Below are 17,611 nucleotides of genomic sequence, written 5' to 3'. Positions count from 1 at the left end.
GTTTAGTTATTGTGGTGGACTTTAAATCAGAATCAGAAGAGACATCATTTGTCAACTATGTTTTTGAACTAGGCGATGATGGAGAATCTGCCTGCTATGCGATCGCGGTTCATCGAGGATGGGCAATAGCAACTGATGATAAGAAGGCAATCTCATTTATTCAACGGGAGATTTCCCCGGTTCAGATCATATCAACTCCAGAGATAATCAAGCATTGGTCAGAGAAAGTGTCTCTGGATGCTTCGATATTACGAGATGCACTCAAAGCAATTCGGGTCAAGGGACGATATTTACCGCGTAAAAACCATCCTTTGCTCAGTTGGTGGCAAGCTGCTTTGACTGATCCAGACGCTTTAGAGGAATGAGATTCTGTAATCCAAATACATTGTTTTTGAAAACCCATGCAATTAGGGGCTAAAGCCCCTACTACGAACCCAACTATACCACAATTTTAACTGTGTCAGTCCACTACTGCCGTGACCCAACTAAAATAGGACGTTGTTTGTAGTGAGAACTTTAGTTCTCTCTCCGCCTAGCTGGAGAGGGCTAAAGCCCCTACTACGAACCCAACCTATTCCACCATTTCAACTGTGTCAGTCCACTACGGTCTAAGAATACCGGATTTGCAGCAGTAGTCTATCTGCTTTAACCGGAGAAATGACTCGGTGAATGCAGGAAGGGTCTTGAACAAAACCAAATCCACTTTCTCCTTCAATGATCAGTTGATTGTCTTGCCCGTAATAATTAAGCACCGCCTTGTCCGACTGACGACCCGCAGCCAAGGTCATGTAAAGCGGCTTTTTCTGATGAGAGCCTTTGATCATAACATGAGCGCCCGAATCAGCATTCACATCGGTGATATAAAAATAGGCGGTCATAAAGTTGTACCCAGCGATATCATAGTGAAAATTCGTGGGTGGATAACTCTGTCTAATTTCCGGTTCTCGGAGATCTGACACTAAACTCCAAGTCAGATGCTGAGTAATTTGGTTGGGCCAATACCCCAGATAGTTCTTAACGATTTGCAACAGCAGAGGATCTTGGGTAATTTTTTGAATGGCTTCACAATTCATGACATCACGCACCAAGGCACGCAGTACTGGATGTTCACCTCGCCTTCGACCATTTCTAATTACCTCTTCGATGAAAAATTCGTCGTCAGACTCAGGTTCAATACAAGCTGTTTGCATGGCATATTGATAGATTTCTTTTACCATCGACGGCGATAAATGCAGACCAAAGCCTACTCCTTCATGACGGAGTTGTTGGACACATTTATCGAGAGAAACACCGTCAAACATTGAATCGGAAGCAATCTTCAGACGTTTTTTATAGAAATCGGGATTTAGGCGCTGTCGCCTAGCTTGGAGAAGACTATATATTCTCCGACAGATGAGGAAACGACCAAACCGCTGCGTGAAGTCTCCTTGGGTTAACCGTTTTATTGGGTTTGATGATGAACTTAAGCGTCCCGTTGAACTTTCTAATGGGGTACTTTTCATGACAATTCTCAAGACACTTGGCTACATCTACTACTCTCATCATTACTTTTGGGGATCAGGAGTGTCACACCCAGTTTGAGATCAGTAATTTACGCCGCGAAACTGATCTGTTATTTCTTTTAGGGAGAATTGTACAGGCGATATCCAAGAGGGTGGCGGAATAGATTTGACGGTTCAATCGAAGCTAAAACAAGCCAAGAACTCAAGTTCTTGGCTTATAGCTCAAGTCCATTAAAATGGACTAATACCAAATTGGGGGAACGTTAACCCCGTTATAGCAATAGACACATCGATTAGGACGTTCGGCACCATTGTAGAGACGCGCCATGGCGCGTCTCTACATAAATGATGTGTCCTAAGCTGAAATGCATTTAAATTGGGTATTAGTAGCGAGCAAGATGCAAAGCCTGCGGCATGGCTTCGCTAAAGCCTGCGGCATGGCTTCGCTAAACGCACTACAAGGATTTCGCAATTCTTGACATTATGGTTTAAATGCCGAACAGCTTAACAGCCATGGCGGTTGCTATATACCCTAGTCCGCGCAGGCGGACTTTGTTTGTGTAGTAGCGATTTCAATCGCCTCCTCTCTAATACTTTTGGGAAAACGATGAAACCTGGGCTTCTAACTCATCGCACGCTTCACGCACCAACCGCAACCCTTCTTCCTTTTCTAGTTTAGCGCCTGCGGGAACAAATTCTTGCAGAATTTCCGCCTCTGTTGTTTGATATTCACCCCAATCAGATTTCAACTTTTCTAGGTAATTAATTCCCTCACTACCATCTTGAATCGCAAACTCTAAAATAGAATCCAGATAAGCCGTAACCTTAGAACTCCTCACTCCCTCCGTCACCGCCGCAAATAATAATTCACCATTGAGATAGTCAAACTCTGGCACAACTAGCCAATCATTGCGTAACTCAAAAGTATGAGCGCCTTGAGCAGGTCTAACGGTTATTCCTTCCTGTCTGACTCGTCTAGCGGCATTGTAAACTAATCTCATGATTGTGAAAATTACGTCTGGATAATTACTATCAATTCCCCGTAATTCCACCGTTCCTAATGCATTGAGTCGCACTGGATTCCAGCCCGATTTTAGTAAATTTCCGCCGCCTTCAGTAAACAACTTCCGCTCAACTCCAGCATTATCCATCGCGGTTAGCCATGCATAATAGCGTTCAAATTGTAACTCTACTAACTGTTCCACAGAATCGGCATAAGGCATTAAACCGCCAACAGATTGTAAGTGAGTATACACGCCTTCCCAGCCAAATCTGTCACTTCCCCGATAGCGGACAATGTGATAGGCAAGTCCCGTGGCTTCTCCTTCATAAAAGGGACAGGCGCGTCCCAAGGCGATGAGGGCAGAATCTAAGGCTGTGGCTAAATTATAAATATTAATCAGTTCTTCGCGTTCGGCGGCGCTGCTGTTGTAAGAGACACCAACGCGAGAATCAATTACTCCTGGTGGTACTTCTAAATGGATATGGGTTCCTGTACATTTACCCGCATTCAAAAATCGGTCGTAGCCAACGGTGCGAACCTGGACATGATAGCTTAATTTATCCCGAATGACGGGAATTAAATGTAAGGGATAGCTGGATAGAGGATAAAGCCGCAAATGCATCTTTTTTCCCACCTGTAATCCGAGTTGTAAGTTTTTTAGATAGGCTATGGCTAATTCGGTGGGAGTATGGGCGGGAGGGGTATTAATTTCGATCATTCCCTTCACCCATTCCGGCATAAAGTAATCGGGATTTAAACCAATAGTTTCGGCTTCTTGGCGACAATTTTGTAAGAATTCATCGGCACGATTGGAAAATTTGCCCGTTTCTTCTACGAGGAAAAATTCTTGTTCTAAACCGATGCGACGTTTACCTAGTTTCATAGTATTAACTGCTTAGTATTATAGAGGTTTCCAGTCAGATCCCCGACTTCTCCAAGAAGTCGGGGATCTTGGGTATCGTTTTGCAGATATGTTATCATCAATAACTGCCGCGAAATCCCCTCCTAAACCCGCCCCTACTCACCATTAAACCTCCACCACGGCTTGCTGATACACTTGTTGTGTCACTTTAACTAACCGTTGCATGGCGGTTTCTAATTCGCGATCGCTTGCGGTTAAACTAATCCGAATACACTGATGCTGGTGTTCCCAGGTGTCCCGTAATCCGGGGAAGAAGGTATTTCCGGGAACCACGATTACTCCCACCTGCTTTAACTGTTGATACAAGTCCCAATCGTTTATCGGTAAATCTTTGAACCACAACCAGGCAAAAATAGCGCCTTCACCGCGATGTAAAAACCACGGTAAATCCTTGGGCATAAATTGGTTCAGCGCAGTTTCTAAGACGGTAAACTTGTGCTGATAATAGGGACGAATCACATTAACAGAAATCTCAGCCAATGCGCCCGAATTAATTGCCTGTGCAGAAATGGCTTGTCCGTAGCGGGAGGAATGGATGCAGAGATTCGTCTGGAACGATTGCAAAATCTCAATCCTATCCGGATCACCAATAGCGACGCCAATTCGTTCTCCGGGGAGTCCGGCTTTGGATAAACTCAGACAGTGGATAATATTATCACCAAAAATGGGCGTCATGTCGGTAAAGTTTAATGCCGGAAATGGGGGTGCATAGGCGGAATCAATGAATACTGGCACATGATTCGGTGCAGCAAGTTCGGCAATTTTTCGCACTTCGTTATCGCTAAGAACATTCCCTGTGGGATTACAGGGGCGAGAAAATATGACACATCCGGTATCTTGGCTAATTTTCAATTGACTGAAGTCGGGACGATATTTGTAGCGATGCGCCGCTTCGTCAATCTCTAGGCTGGGTTTATAGGCGATTAGGGCTTCTGGGGTTAAACTGACGCCACCATACCCGGTATAATCAGGACTCAGGGGGAGAACGATTTGTTTTAACTCACCCGCTTGGGTATAGCCGCCAAAGGCATTCGCACCGTAGAAGTAAATGGATTGAGAACCGGGAGTAATTAAGATATTCCGTTCAGTTAGACTCAAGCCGTAACGCTGATTGAAATCTTTTGCGATCGCGTCAATCAAGGGCTGGTATCCTTGAGATGACCCATAACGGCAAACCACTTCTCCGTAGTCGGGACTTGCCAAGAGTTGGGCGGTACAGTCTCGCCACAGTTGTTCCACCTCTGGCAAAATAACCGGATTTCCCGCACTAAGGTTAATGAACTCCTGTCCCTGACCTAATCGTAACGTTTCAATAATATCCTTCATAATAGCCCGGACGCCCGTCAGGTTGGACATCTGAGTACCAAATTGAGTGAGAGACGGTTCCATCATGCGCGATCGCTCTTATCACAGAGGTTAACTTACTTTGCCGCGAATTGAGTCAAGATTACTGATTCGCTGGGGGCTGTATTCATTTAACCGCAAATTATACCGCTTGGCTTTTTCCGTCGTTCCACTCGTGCAGGGATTTGCCTGGGGTTGATTAGAGTACGAAGGCGCAGGAGAGTGCGATCGCGCCCCTTGTTGATCCAATAGAAGCCTAGATTTTCCATCCTACAAGGGATAGAACCGCCGGGGAAGTGGACAGTATAACTTATGCGTATGGCTTGGAATTGAAACCGATTTATGAAGGGTTTATGAAGTTCAGACTTCCATTATGAAGACTCTGTGAAAATAGCCATTTTTTATTGACAAAATTTTAATCAATTATCTATTGTCTATGTATAAAGTTTATTTTCTCAGGAAAAATATGAAATTTAATCTATCTACATTAACTAAAACAACTCTATCCGGTGTAGCTATCACAGCTACTTTGGGATGTTTAGCTTCTTCGGCAGATGCACTAACGTTGGCTAGTTCTTCTGGCAGTTGGAGCAATGTGCTTTTGGATAATGGAATTACAGTGAATCCTCCGGGTGGCAATACTGTTGAATTCCTTACGGTAGGCAATGAAAGCCAAGTGCGCTGGGGTGTTCCATTATCTGATGAAAAGAGTGGTCTAGGATTTACTGGGGTCACTAGCCAAAGCTTTGATGTTGGTGAAATGTTTTCGGTTGGAACACTGCGTCACTTTAATCAATCAGTCACTCAGCCATTTGTAACAAAAGCTGACTTAGGAATTACTCTAGATTTTATTACCCCATCAGTAAGCCAAACATTTAATTTTACCTTTGATATCAATGAAACTATTAATCAACCACCACCAGCTTGTCCCGTTGGAAATCCTCCCTGCGCCGACATTGTGACCTTACCAAGTACTTTCCCCACAGAAACCTTTAACATTGGCGGAGTTGACTACACCCTTGAGTTGCTTGGGTTCCGTGATCCGGTTACTGGAGAGCCTGTTAAACAATTCGTTTCCCCAGAAAATGGGAGACCAAATTCAGCCACACTCTTTGCTAAAATTACAACTCCTTCTGAAAAAGTTCCTGAACCTACGGCTATGGTTGGTCTAGGTCTTTTCGGTCTCTATCTCATAGGGCGTCGTAATCAAAAACAAAAGCTACACTAACCTTAAGTGCTGACGGATATTGGTAAATAGACAATCCCCATCATCTGAGGTGGGGATTCTTAACGTTGTGGTTACTTATGAATCTCAAACCGATATCATGAAGAGTATTGAAATTTAAATCCTCCTCAAACATTTATAAAAAAGATATTATATTCTAAATAGTCAATCTAAGTAAGTGATGAATTATGGGAAAATCTATGTCACCTAACTCAAGTTTATTAAGTTTGAGTTTTATCGCCACTGTAGTTGCTTTAATGTCTGGCGGTAATGCCACAGCAGCAACAGTAAACCTCAACTTCCAAAAGTTAACGAATGTAACAGGCGGCGACCCGGCACAAACCGCTGTATTCCGTGCCGATCTTTCCGCTATTAACTTTGATATCAATTCCATTCAAATTAAAGATAACAGTAGTGGGCTTGGTGGGGCGGCTGGTCAATTTAGTGGCTTCGATTTGGACGCTATTAAGCTAAGTACGACTCAGATTAATAATGCAGCAGACATTAATAGCTTGCCGGGATTAGACGTATTTGATTTTACAGCCAGAACCATTTTCATGCCCGGAGTACAACGATCGCCTACTGATCCGAAACTATTTGGAACCACAGCAACGGGTAATAGCATAGATAATACGGTTGCTACTTTGGGAAGTTTCGACGGTAATTCGACAACTAATACAACGTTTCCTCCGCCTGTGGCAAATGGATTTGTCAGCTTAGGCGATAATGGAAAAGTGGGATTTAATCTAACCAGTTCTGTGTCTCCTAGCAATTCACTATTCCTTTACATTGGAGAAGTGGGTGATAATGGAGAAGTGGCAGCAGGTCAAATCATTGTTTCAGACCAACCCGTGAATGTTCCAGAACCCCTGACTATCCTTGGTTCAGCCACAGCTTTAGGTTTTGCTGCGTTATTCAAACGAGAGCATTCAAGAAAGGCGAGATAGGGGAGATGAGGGAGACAGAAGAGGATAAATTGACTTCTTCCTCACCTTTCTTACCTTCATTCAGCCAGATACCGTGAAACGTAAGACTTGATCAAGTCACCTTAGCATTGGCGTACTATAGGTAAGGTGAACGCATAGACTGGGAGAACAACCACGGTTTACACACGCCCCCTAGCTCGATTGATCGAGCAACTACAACGCTTACCTGGAGTGGGTCCCAAAACCGCTCAACGATTGGCATTACATATTATTAAACGCTCAGAGGATGAAGTCAAAGCCCTGGCGCAAGCTTTAATTGAGGCGAAAAAGCAGGTTGGCTTGTGTCAGGTTTGCTTTCACCTGTCGGCTGAATCGGTGTGTGATATCTGTCGTAATCCGAATCGCGATAAAACAACCCTTTGTGTGGTGGCGGATTCCCGTGATGTGATTGCGTTGGAGAAAACACGGGAGTATCGGGGGAATTATCATGTTCTCGGTGGAGTGATTTCTCCCATGGATGGAATTGGACCGGAACAATTGCACGTTGAACAACTGGTGCGCCGCGTTAGCCAGCAGAAGATTCAAGAGGTAATTTTAGCGATTAGTCCGAGTGTGGAAGGGGAAACGACGACGCTGTATGTTGGTCAACTATTGAAACCGTTTACAAAGGTGACTCGAATTGCTTTTGGGTTACCCATGGGTGGGGATTTAGAATATGCGGATGAGGTGACATTAGCACGGGCGTTGGAAGGGCGACGGGAGTTGGATTAGTTATTTGTTATTTGTCATTTGTCATTTGTCATTTGTTGATTATTCATGGTTGATTGGTAATCCTCTTACCCAGCTCCCAGACGCGCCATGGCACGTCTCTACATCACTCCCCCAGCTTCCCTTCTGCCTACCAAAATCATTCATCGAGTCACTTCGATATAAATATGCTCTAAGCGTACAGGTTGGCGAGTGATTGAATCTAGGGAAATGCCCTCAAATCGCTCAATTATTTCTTTTAAATCTAACGCTTCGGGTAACCAAAAAGCTAAATCATTCCCGTAGCGGCGATGGGTGAAACCGAGTTCTGTCGCCCGCGCGATCGCACGTTCCTCTTCTTGTGTTTGGATAATCACAATCTCTTGGGCGGGAATCCGTTGGCGCAGGGTATCTAAACTCCCTTCGACGAGGATTTGTCCGCCTTTGAGAATGCCAATCCGCTGACATAGGCGTTCGGCTTCATCGAGTAAGTGAGTGGTTAATAAAATTGTTAATCCTTGACGTTGGAGACGGCGAATCAAGTCCCAAACTTCATATCGGGCTTCGATATCTAAACCCGTTGTGGGTTCGTCTAAAATGACCAGTTTCGGCTGATGAACTAGGGCGACGGCTATATTTAAGCGTCGCTGCATTCCCCCACTTAAGGTTTCAACGGGACTTTGGGCGCGATCGCATAGATTAACAGCGTCTAAACAGGTGTGGACTTGTTGTTGTCGTTGTCGCTTGCTTAAGCCATAGATGCGGGCAAAAAAATGCAGGTTTTCGGCACAGGTTAAGGTTTTATAGAGTAAGTTTTCCTGGGGGGCAATTCCGATTAGGGTTTTGGTGGCGTCGGAGACGGGTTGGTGATTAATGGTGATTGTGCCACTGTCGGCTTTGAGTAAGTTACAGATACTATTAATTGTGGTGGTTTTTCCGGCACCATTGGGTCCGAGTAATCCGTAAATTTCTCCGGGGTGGATGTGCAGGGTGAGATTTTGTAGAACGTGGCGATTGCCGTAGGATTTACAGAGGTTTTCGATATGCAGCACAATGACTAATACATAAAATAGGACAATTTTATGAATTTCTGACACGGACTAATTGAAAATTCAAAAATCTCAAATGGGAGGTTGCCAAAATTGTCAAAGGCTAAACCCGCATTTCTCACAAATTTTGCCATCTGAGTCGTCGAAACCTTTACCTGGAGTAGGTTTCGAGCATTTTTGACCAACCCGGAATTTTGACATAGTGTTGAAAGCCTTATTCTACGGTTAATCCAGGTTGTATGGGACCTTTGGGCAATTGTGGTGAGAAATCCGGGCTAAAGCCCTCACTACAAACCTACTCCCCTCTCCCCTGGTGGGAGAGGGGTTGGGGGTGAGGGGGTTTCGCCTTAAGTTGACACCAATGCACGTCTGTGCGCCCCGACGAAGATTTATCTGATATCATAACCTTCGCTCAACTCTCAGCATCCGCTGATAAGATAACCATCCGGCTACTACCATAATTAAGGCAAATACGCCCAAAAACAAAAAATGCTCCCGAATATCCGCCAATCCCGCGCCATTTGCCCAAACACCCAGCAGCGCTTCGTTGATATGGTAAATCGGGTTAAATTGGGCGATGTCTAGCAAGGTGTCGGGAAATAGGGATGTGGGTAAAAATGCGCCCCCTAAAATTAACAGGGGTACGCCAAACGCTGCAACCAAGGCGTTTACATCCTCCGTGCGACGGGCAAATTGGGTACCAAGGATGAATCCCACTCCCACGTAAGCCATGATACTCTGTAGAATGATCAAGATGCCTAAAACTAGAGACCCCTGAAACTTAGCACCCCAACATGCTGCGATCGCATAAACCAAAACCGCTTGACCCCCAGCAATGGCGCTATGGGCGCAAAAGATACCTAGAAAATAGGATATGCCACTTAAGGGTGAGATGAACAGACGTTTAAGGGTTTGCTGTTCTCGTTCCCCTACCACCGTTGCTACCGTACCCCCCAGACAGCTAAAAAATAAAGCAGCACCTGCCAACGTCGAAGGGGCGGCATTTTCAAAGGCTTGCGCCATCGACAATTGGGCGCGTTCTGCCAAAATATAACCGTTGAGTAATAATACCGAAATGGGGAAAATTCCCCAAAACACCAGACTGCGGCGTCTTCGCCCCAGTTCGATTAAAATGCGCTGGGCTACAGCCAATGTTTCATGCCAATAGTTCATTTAAATTTTCTGTCGGGGCGGGTTTCATTATTATCCTCTCTAAATGCGAGAACTAACCTTTCAGTGTCATCAGTGTGTGACTAACCTCTCACCTCCCTACCCCCATCTCTCCAATAAATCCGTGAAATCAGTGTTTTAAACAATGACCAATGACAAATTAAACCGATTCTACCTTTCCCGACGCACCGCCCTGAAACTTATTGGTGTGGCTGGGGTGGGTAGTGTGATCGGATATTCTCGCTGGGCGAAACCGCAACCGACGGTTATTCAACCGGATACCCTGGATTTACCCCGAACCCTGACTCAGCCAAAATCGGTGGTGGTTGTGGGTGCGGGATTGGCGGGGCTTAGTTGTGCCTATGAGTTGAGTCAACGCGGCTTTGATGTGACACTATTAGAACGATCGCCTCAACTCGGCGGTAAGATTGCGAGTTGGCAAATTCAGGTGGGTGATCACGCCCTGCGGATGGAACATGGGTTCCATGGCTTTTTCCCGCAGTATTATAATTTGAATCGGTTGGTGGCTGAGTTGGAGATTCAGGATCACTTCCGTTCCCTGGAATTTTACTCGGTGGTTTTTCGGGATAATCAGTATCAGCCGGAAGTCTTTCGCCCTAGCCGTTCTGCCTTTCCCTGGAATGTGGTAGATTTAGCGATCGCGTCCTCAAATCGCTGGCGTTGGGGGATTAATTTGACCAAGTTGAAACATTGGCAGGTGTTTCGGGAAATTGGCGGCTTCCAAATCCCCGATAGTTTTCAGCGTTTGGATCAGTTATCGGTTGCGGATTGGGTAAAAGGTGAGTTTCCCCAGGGACTTTATGATCTGTATTTTTTACCCTTTGCTAAATCTAGTCTGAATGCGCCGGATTTGCTGAGTGTGGGCGAATTAATGCAGTTTTTCCACTTTTATTTTTTTGGTAATCCGGAGGGATTGGCGTTTGATGGAACCCGCCAGGATATGGGTAGGAGTTTGGTGGAACCCATTGCCCAGGCGATTCAAAATCGGCAGGGAACGATTGTTACAGAAGCGACGGTGAGTAGCATTAATTGGCAAGATGGGCAGATTCATTCGATTAGTTATCAGTCGGGAAATACTCAACCCTCGGTGCCGTTTTGGGTGAAGCGGAATCGTAGGATGGAAACTGATGAATCCGATCAGACTGTGGACTATTACGGGGCTGGAGATGCCATGTTTGCCCTTTTTCCAGAGGAGAATCAAGCGATTTCTCTAACTTGTACTCATCAAGGCTGTACGGTACAACGCCAAGCAGATGGTCAGTTTCTTTGTCCTTGTCATGGGGCGGTTTATAATTCCCAAGGGCAGGTGATTGCGGGTCCGGCGAAACGGGATTTACCTCGGTTTAACCTGATGCAAAGCACTGAGGATGAAGTGCAACTGGTGGGGATTTCTAGTCCAGAGTCGCCCCCGGTAGCGACAGAAACGATTCAGGCGGATTATTATGTCTTTGCCACGGATGTTCCCGGTGTCCAACATTTGTTTAAATTAGCAGAAGGGGAAGTGAATTCCCAGGTATTTCAGCAGGTGGAACAATTAGCCGTCGCTGATCCCTTTGCGGTTGCCCGATTTTGGTTTGATCGGGATTTTGCTTGGGATCATAGTAATTTTACTTCTCTGTCTGGCTATCGTCTCACCGATAGTATTACTTTGTATCATCGCATCCAAGATGATTATATTCAGTGGCATGAAAAGACGGGGGGAAGTGTGGTAGAATTACATGCTTATTGTTATAAAGAAGACGAGTTTCCTAATCAGCAGGTTTTGTTAACCACGTTTGCACAGGAACTCTATGAAATTGTCCCAGAATTACAAACGGCGACGATGTTACATCGAGAGTTAGTGAATCAGAAAAACTTCTCTGGTTATCCGCCAGGGAGTTATCAGGAACGCCCAGAAACTGATTCGGGGGTGGCGAATCTATTTTTTGCTGGAGACTGGGTAAAAATGCCCTTTCCCTGTGGGTTAATGGAACGGGCGGTGAGTAGTGGATTCTTGGCGGCTAATGGGATTATACACCGGGAAGGATTGCAACAGCGATCGCTGTTATCGGTGAATCCAGAAGGCATTTTTTCAATATAAGGGAGATGGGTAATTGTAGGGGCGGGTTTAGGGATTCAATATTGAATCTCACCGATAACCTATCAACAAAACCCGCCCTGACTTCCCCTATCCCCAATGGAGAGGAACACGCTATGATTAAAGGTGCGATCGCGAAATTAGGACTGATTAGTTTATTAGCAGGATTCTCGCCAACGGTACAGGCGCAGGAATCGCCTCCCTACATTCCCCAAACAGCCGCAGCTTTGGCGCTGCAAGGGGAGGTGCAAGAGTATTTAAATGCGGTGAATCTGGCGCAATTGAATTATTTTCTGGAGTATTCTCAGTTTGCCACAAGTTTAGTTGAGTTAAATTTGGCGGGGTTCCAGGAGACGGAGAATTATCGCTATTTGATGTTACCTGCAAAGAATCCGCGTCAGGGTATGATTATGATTGCCCAAGCCAAAGATCCGAGATTAAAAAGTTATGCGGGGGCGACTTTTGTGGTATCGTCGGGTGAGATTATTAAAGGGATTGGGGGGATTTGTGAGACGAATTTGCCTTCAACCTCTCCGCCGATGATTCCGACGGCGCCGACGTTTGCTTCTACGGGGATATTATGTCCCTTTGGTTCTCATGCGTTAACGGATTTTGATCGGGACAGAATATTATAGGGTGTGACACCGTAGGGGCGCACCGACGTGCGCCCGATTCAATGGTAAAGGATTTTGCTGTTCCGTTATTGGTGAGATAGGGCGGGTTTTGCTGTTCCGTTATTGGTGAGATAGCTGAGTTGAATTCCTAAACCCGCCCCTACAATGGATAAACCTGTCCCTACAATTAAATTGTAACTACAATTGAATTATGACTTAGTATGACTAATTTAGACGTTCGCCAACTTAGAATTAACCTCAATCATTGGTATGTTGTCGCCCGTAGCGATGAGGTTAAATCTAAACCTATCGGCGTAACCCTTTGGCATCAAAATATTGTTATTTTTCGCGATAGTACGGGTGAAATTCATGCATTAGAAAACCGTTGTCCCCATCGCCAGGTGCAATTGAGTCATGGTCAAGTTAAGGGAGATTTGTTGGAATGCACCTATCACGGCTGGCAGTTTAAGTCAACGGGAACTTGTGTTTTCGTTCCCTATTTAGCTGAAAATCAAAAATTGCCGAGTTGTGCAATTCGTGCTTATCCGGTACGGGAAAAAGATGGGTTTATTTGGCTGTTTCCAGGGGAGGGTGATAGGAACATTCGACAACCGATGGGACTCCCGGAGTGGGAGCATTTGAATTATATTGCTACGGTTTCTCGGATTGACTGTAATGCCCATTATTCGTTTTTAATTGAGAATTTGATGGATATGTATCATGGGCATTTACATCAGGATTGGCAAGCGTGGGCTGATCCGGTTTTGGTGGATATTGATGAGGATGAACATCGGGTGGATGCTCATTATCAGGCGAAGAGTTATTATAAAATTGATAAGATTTGGTCGATTTCTCAGTTGTTTTTTCCGGCGTTACGGCGTTTGCATCCGGAACCGTTGAATGTGAGTTATGTTTATCCCCATTGGGTGTCGAGTTTGGGGGAAGATTTTAGGATTTATTGTTTATTGTGTCCGATAAATTTACGGCAGACTCGTGCCTATTTGGTTCATTTTACGTCGCTGAATGCGTTTTGGCGGTTGCATAAGTTACCGATTTGGTTTCGGCGGTGGATTAAGGATAGTTTGTTTGGTTCGGCGCAGGGGTTGTTGGATGGGTTGGTGCGTCAGGATGTGCAGATGATTGAGGAGGAACAGTTGGCGTATTTGGCGCATCCGGAAGGGAGGGGGTATGAGTTGAATCGGGCGTTGGTGACTGTGCAACGGGTGATGGGTAAGCAGGGTGAATTGTAGGGGCGGGTTTAGGGATTTAATTGTAAATCTTGCTGATAATCTTTGTGGCAAAACCCGCCCTTTTTTAAGGAACAGTTGGTGACTGTGCAAGGGTTGATGCGAAAGCAGGGTAATTTGTAGGGGCGGGTTTAGGGATTGAATTGTGAATCTTGCTGATAATGTTTGTGGCAAAACCCGCCCTTTTTTAAGGAACAGTTGGTGACTGTGCAAAGGTTGATGGGTAAGCAGGGTGAATTGTAGGGGCGGGTTTAGGGATTGAATTGTGAATCTTGCTGATAATGTTTGTGGCAAAACCCGCCCTTTTTTAAGGAACAGTTGGTGACTGTGCAACGGGTGATGCGAAAGCAGGGCGAATTGTAGGGGCGGGTTTAGGGATTTAATTGTAAATCTTGCTGATAATGTTTGTGGCAAAACCCGCCCTTTTTTAAGGAACAGTTGGTGACTGTGTAACGGTTGATGCGAAAACAGGGTAATTTGTCGGGGCGGGTTTAGGGATTTAATTGTGAATCTTGCTGATAATGTTTGTGGCAAAACCCGCCCTTTTTTAAGGAACAGTTGGTGACTGTGTAACGGTTGATGCGAAAACAGGGTAATTTGTAGGGGCGGGTTTAGGGATTGAATTGTGAATCTTGCTGATAATCTTTGTGGCAAAACCCGCCCTTTTTTAAGGAACAGTTGGTGACTGTGCAAGGGTTGATGCGAAAACAGGGTAATTTGTAGGGGCGGGTTTAGGGATTGAATTGTGAATCTTGCTGATAATCTTTGTGGCAAAACCCGCCCTTTTTTAAGGAACAGTTGGTGACTGTGCAACGGGTGATGCGAAAGCAGGGCGAATTGTAGGGGCGGGTTTAGGGATTGAATTGTGAATCTTGCTGATAATCTTTGTGGCAAAACCCGCCCTTTTTTAAGGAACAGTTGGTGACTGTGCAACGGGTGATGCGAAAGCAGGGTGAATTGTAGGGGCGGGTTTAGGGATTTAATTGTAAATCTTGCTGATAATGTTTGTGGCAAAACCCGCCCTTTTTTAAGGAACAGTTGGTGACTGTGCAAGGGTTGATGGGTAAGCAGGGTGAATTGTAGGGGCGGGTTTAGGGATTGAATTGTGAATCTTGCTGATAATCTTTGTGGCAAAACCCGCCCTTGTTTAAGGTATGAGTTGAATCGGGCGTTGGTGACTGTGCAAGGGTTGATGCGAAAGCAGGGTAATTTGTAGGGGCGGGTTTAGGGATTGAATTGTAAATCTTGCTGATAATGTTTGTGGCAAAACCCGCCCTTTTTTAAGGAACAGTTGGTGACTGTGCAAGGGTTGATGCGAAAACAGGGTAATTTGTAGGGGCGGGTTTAGGGATTTAATTGTAAATCTTGCTGATAATGTTTGTGGCAAAACCCGCCCTTTTTTAAGGAACAGTTGGTGACTGTGCAACGGGTGATGCGAAAGCAGGGTGAATTGTAGGGGCGGGTTTAGGGATTTAATTGTAAATCTTGCTGATAATGTTTGTGGCAAAACCCGCCCTTTTTTAAGGAACAGTTGGTGACTGTGCAAGGGTTGATGCGAAAACAGGGTAATTTGTAGGGGCGGGTTTAGGGATTGAATTGAGAATATTGTTGATAATGTTTGTGGCAAAACCCGCCCTTTTTTAAGGTATGAGTTGAATCGGGCGTTGGTGACTGTGCAAGGGTTGATGCGAAAACAGGGTAATTTGTAGGGGCGGGTTTAGGGATTTAATTGTAAATCTTGCTGATAATGTTTGTGGCAAAACCCGCCCTTTTTTAAGGAACAGTTGGTGACTGTGCAAAGGTTGATGGGTAAGCAGGGTGAATTGTAGGGGCGGGTTTAGGGATTTAATTGAGAATATTGCTGATACTGTTTGTGGCAAAACCCGCCCTTTTTTAAGGAACAGTTGGTGACTGTGCAAAGGTTGATGGGTAAGCAGGGTGAATTGTAGGGGCGGGTTTAGGGATTTAATTGTAAATCTTGCTGATAATGTTTGTGGCAAAACCCGCCCTTTTTTAAGGAACAGTTGGTGACTGTGCAACGGGTGATGCGAAAGCAGGGCGAATTGTAGGGGCGGGTTTAGGGATTTAATTGTGAATCTTGCTGATAATCTTTGTGGCAAAACCCGCCCTTTTTTAAGGTATGAGTTGAACGGGCGTTGGTGACTGTGCAAAAGTTGATGCGAAAACAGGGTAATTTGTAGGGGCGGGTTTAGGGATTGAATTGTGAATCTTGCTGATAATCTTTGTGGCAAAACCCGCCCTTTTTTAAGGAACAGTTGGTGACTGTGCAAAAGTTGATGCGAAAACAGGGTAATTTGTAGGGGCGGGTTTAGGGATTTAATTGTAAATCTCACCGATAATGTTTGTGGCAAAACCCGCCCTTGGTTAAGGTTGAATGTATATTTTACGTTGGTGGTGTCAGCGTTGCGTTGATGGGCTGAAGCCCACACTACGAACTACAAACTACAAATCTAAGGGTAGGGTGACGGTGAAGGTTGTGCCGATGCCGACTTCACTGTGGACGTTGATGGTTCCACCGTGGATTTCGATGGCTTTTTTGACGATGGATAATCCCAGCCCGGTTCCGGGTAGGTTGCTGACGTTTCTCGCCCGGTGGAAGGGGTCAAAGAGTCGGGGAATGTCTTCTCTGGGTATGCCGATTCCTTGATCTTGGATCTGAAAGCATACTGTATGATCTGGGTAGGTTAGGGTGAGGGTTATGGTGCTGTTGGGCTGGGAATAGTTGATGGCGTTGGATAAGAGATTGCCGAGTATTTGATAGAGGAGTTTTTCGTCGAGGCAAACGCTGTGCTTGGTTCCGGGGGCGTTGAATTGTAGGGTTTTACTGCTACCGGCGATGACTTGATAGTCTTCGACAAGGGTTTGGCAGAATTGTTCTAAGTCCAGTAATGTAGGGTTGAGTTCGAGTTTGTCGGCGCTGGCTTTGCTGAAGACAAGAACGTCATCGAGTATTTTGGTAATTCGCCGCACAGCTTTATCGGTTCGTTGCAGTAATTGATTGCATTTTTCTTCGGTTAAGCCGTCGTGAGAACGGGCGAGGAGTTGGGCGGAAACGTATATCATGTTCAGGGGGGTGCGGAATTCGTGGGAGACGGTTTGGATGAAGCGAGATTTGAGTTCGCTGAATTCTTTTTCGGCTTCTAATTCTCGGCGTAGGCTTTCGGCTTGATGGCGATAGGTCATGTCCCGAATTAACCAGCGCAATCCCACGATTTCTGATTGGGGATTGAGAATGGCTGAGATGGAAATCTCCGCCGGGAATGGTTCACTCTGGCGCGGTTTAATGAATATTTCCCAGTCTCGGTAGAGTAGGGTGGTGGGAAAGTCGGGGGAGGATAAGTGGGTGAGTTGGTTGAGTTGACTGAGAAAGGTGCGTTTGCTTGTATCAGCAATAAACACAGCTAGGGGTTTGCCGATGAGACGCCGTTTTTCTATATTCAACAGGGTGGCGGCGGCTTGGTTGGCGTCTTGGATTGTACCGGATGCGTCGGTGATGAAATAGCCGTCGGGGGCGAATTCAAAGAGTTCTTGATACTTTCGGCGTTCATTTTCTGTGGCTTGATGCGCTGCGGAGATTTCCTGATTCCGTTCTTGGATTTCTTCGACGGCGGCTTGTAATTCTTCTAGGGTGGTGGATAGTTCAGTAACGGTTTCGGCTAGCTGAATTGAGCATTCATCGGGTGAAATGTCAGCTTCAGATTGAGCCTGTGTCAAGCGTTCCTGGGCTTGGTGAATATGCTCGT

12 protein-coding genes and 2 pseudogenes are annotated in these 17,611 nt (G+C 45.5%); 7 read left to right on the top strand and 7 right to left on the bottom strand.

The window, feature by feature from the left end:
- Positions 1-365 (top strand): annotated as a pseudogene (locus MC7420_RS11580) (hypothetical protein); the annotation flags it as partial.
- 243 nt (positions 366-608) lie between these two features.
- On the opposite strand, the gene MC7420_RS11575 reads toward MC7420_RS11580, so the two are convergent.
- From MC7420_RS11575 to MC7420_RS39550, 4 genes are all read right to left on the bottom strand, one after another.
- Complete coding sequence (locus tag MC7420_RS11575; protein WP_006100682.1) at positions 609-1,502, bottom strand: hypothetical protein; 894 nt, start codon at positions 1,500-1,502, stop codon at positions 609-611.
- A 587-nt stretch (positions 1,503-2,089) separates the two neighbouring features.
- The gene (locus MC7420_RS11570; protein ID WP_006100614.1) at positions 2,090-3,388 is read right to left on the bottom strand and encodes a glutamate-cysteine ligase family protein; all 1,299 of its coding nucleotides are present in this window, start codon (positions 3,386-3,388) and stop codon (positions 2,090-2,092) included.
- 144 nt (positions 3,389-3,532) lie between these two features.
- Positions 3,533-4,816, bottom strand: coding sequence for a valine--pyruvate transaminase (locus MC7420_RS11565; RefSeq protein WP_044206626.1), 1,284 nt, complete (start codon positions 4,814-4,816; stop codon positions 3,533-3,535).
- Between the two features lie 27 nt (positions 4,817-4,843).
- The gene (locus MC7420_RS39550) at positions 4,844-5,020 is read right to left on the bottom strand and encodes a hypothetical protein (RefSeq protein WP_006100615.1); all 177 of its coding nucleotides are present in this window, start codon (positions 5,018-5,020) and stop codon (positions 4,844-4,846) included.
- A gap of 187 nt (positions 5,021-5,207) precedes the next feature.
- Between MC7420_RS39550 and MC7420_RS11560 the strand changes: the two genes are divergently transcribed.
- The 3 genes and pseudogenes from MC7420_RS11560 to recR form a co-directional block, all read left to right on the top strand.
- Positions 5,208-5,999, top strand: a complete 792-nt coding sequence (locus MC7420_RS11560; protein ID WP_044206624.1) for a THxN family PEP-CTERM protein — start codon at positions 5,208-5,210, stop codon at positions 5,997-5,999.
- Between the two features lie 197 nt (positions 6,000-6,196).
- Positions 6,197-6,943 (top strand): PEP-CTERM sorting domain-containing protein, encoded by a 747-nt coding sequence (locus MC7420_RS41375; protein WP_052307459.1) that lies wholly within the window; start codon positions 6,197-6,199, stop codon positions 6,941-6,943.
- A gap of 156 nt (positions 6,944-7,099) precedes the next feature.
- Positions 7,100-7,693 (top strand): annotated as a pseudogene (gene recR, locus MC7420_RS11550) (recombination mediator RecR); the annotation flags it as partial.
- A 140-nt stretch (positions 7,694-7,833) separates the two neighbouring features.
- Here the strand turns inward: recR and MC7420_RS11545 are convergent.
- Together MC7420_RS11545 and MC7420_RS11540 are read right to left on the bottom strand one after the other, a co-directional pair.
- Complete coding sequence (locus tag MC7420_RS11545) at positions 7,834-8,721, bottom strand: ABC transporter ATP-binding protein (RefSeq protein WP_044206802.1); 888 nt, start codon at positions 8,719-8,721, stop codon at positions 7,834-7,836.
- A 396-nt stretch (positions 8,722-9,117) separates the two neighbouring features.
- The gene (locus tag MC7420_RS11540) at positions 9,118-9,891 is read right to left on the bottom strand and encodes an ABC transporter permease (protein WP_006100390.1); all 774 of its coding nucleotides are present in this window, start codon (positions 9,889-9,891) and stop codon (positions 9,118-9,120) included.
- 142 nt (positions 9,892-10,033) lie between these two features.
- On the opposite strand from MC7420_RS11540, the gene MC7420_RS11535 reads away from it, so the two are divergent.
- The 3 genes from MC7420_RS11535 to MC7420_RS11525 all read left to right on the top strand — a co-directional run bounded on the left by MC7420_RS11535 (position 10,034) and on the right by MC7420_RS11525 (position 13,850).
- On the top strand, positions 10,034-11,989 hold the full coding sequence (locus tag MC7420_RS11535) for an FAD-dependent oxidoreductase (protein ID WP_006100624.1): 1,956 nt from the start codon (positions 10,034-10,036) through the stop codon (positions 11,987-11,989).
- Between the two features lie 41 nt (positions 11,990-12,030).
- Positions 12,031-12,621 (top strand): type IV pilin-like G/H family protein, encoded by a 591-nt coding sequence (locus MC7420_RS11530; RefSeq protein ID WP_198016434.1) that lies wholly within the window; start codon positions 12,031-12,033, stop codon positions 12,619-12,621.
- Positions 12,622-12,821: 200 nt separating this feature from the next.
- Entirely contained in the window at positions 12,822-13,850 is a 1,029-nt protein-coding gene (locus MC7420_RS11525; protein WP_044206617.1) for an aromatic ring-hydroxylating dioxygenase subunit alpha, read from the top strand.
- Positions 13,851-16,310: 2,460 nt separating this feature from the next.
- On the opposite strand, the gene MC7420_RS11520 is transcribed toward MC7420_RS11525, so the two are convergent.
- Positions 16,311-17,582 (bottom strand): ATP-binding protein, encoded by a 1,272-nt coding sequence (locus tag MC7420_RS11520; protein ID WP_006100671.1) that lies wholly within the window; start codon positions 17,580-17,582, stop codon positions 16,311-16,313.
- Positions 17,583-17,611: the final 29 nt, after the last annotated feature.

The sequence above is a fragment of the Coleofasciculus chthonoplastes PCC 7420 genome (assembly GCF_000155555.1).
Classification (GTDB): domain Bacteria; phylum Cyanobacteriota; class Cyanobacteriia; order Cyanobacteriales; family Coleofasciculaceae; genus Coleofasciculus; species Coleofasciculus chthonoplastes_A.
The sequence above is the reverse complement of the archived record's forward strand: the minus strand, read 5'-3'. Positions and strand labels throughout refer to the sequence as shown.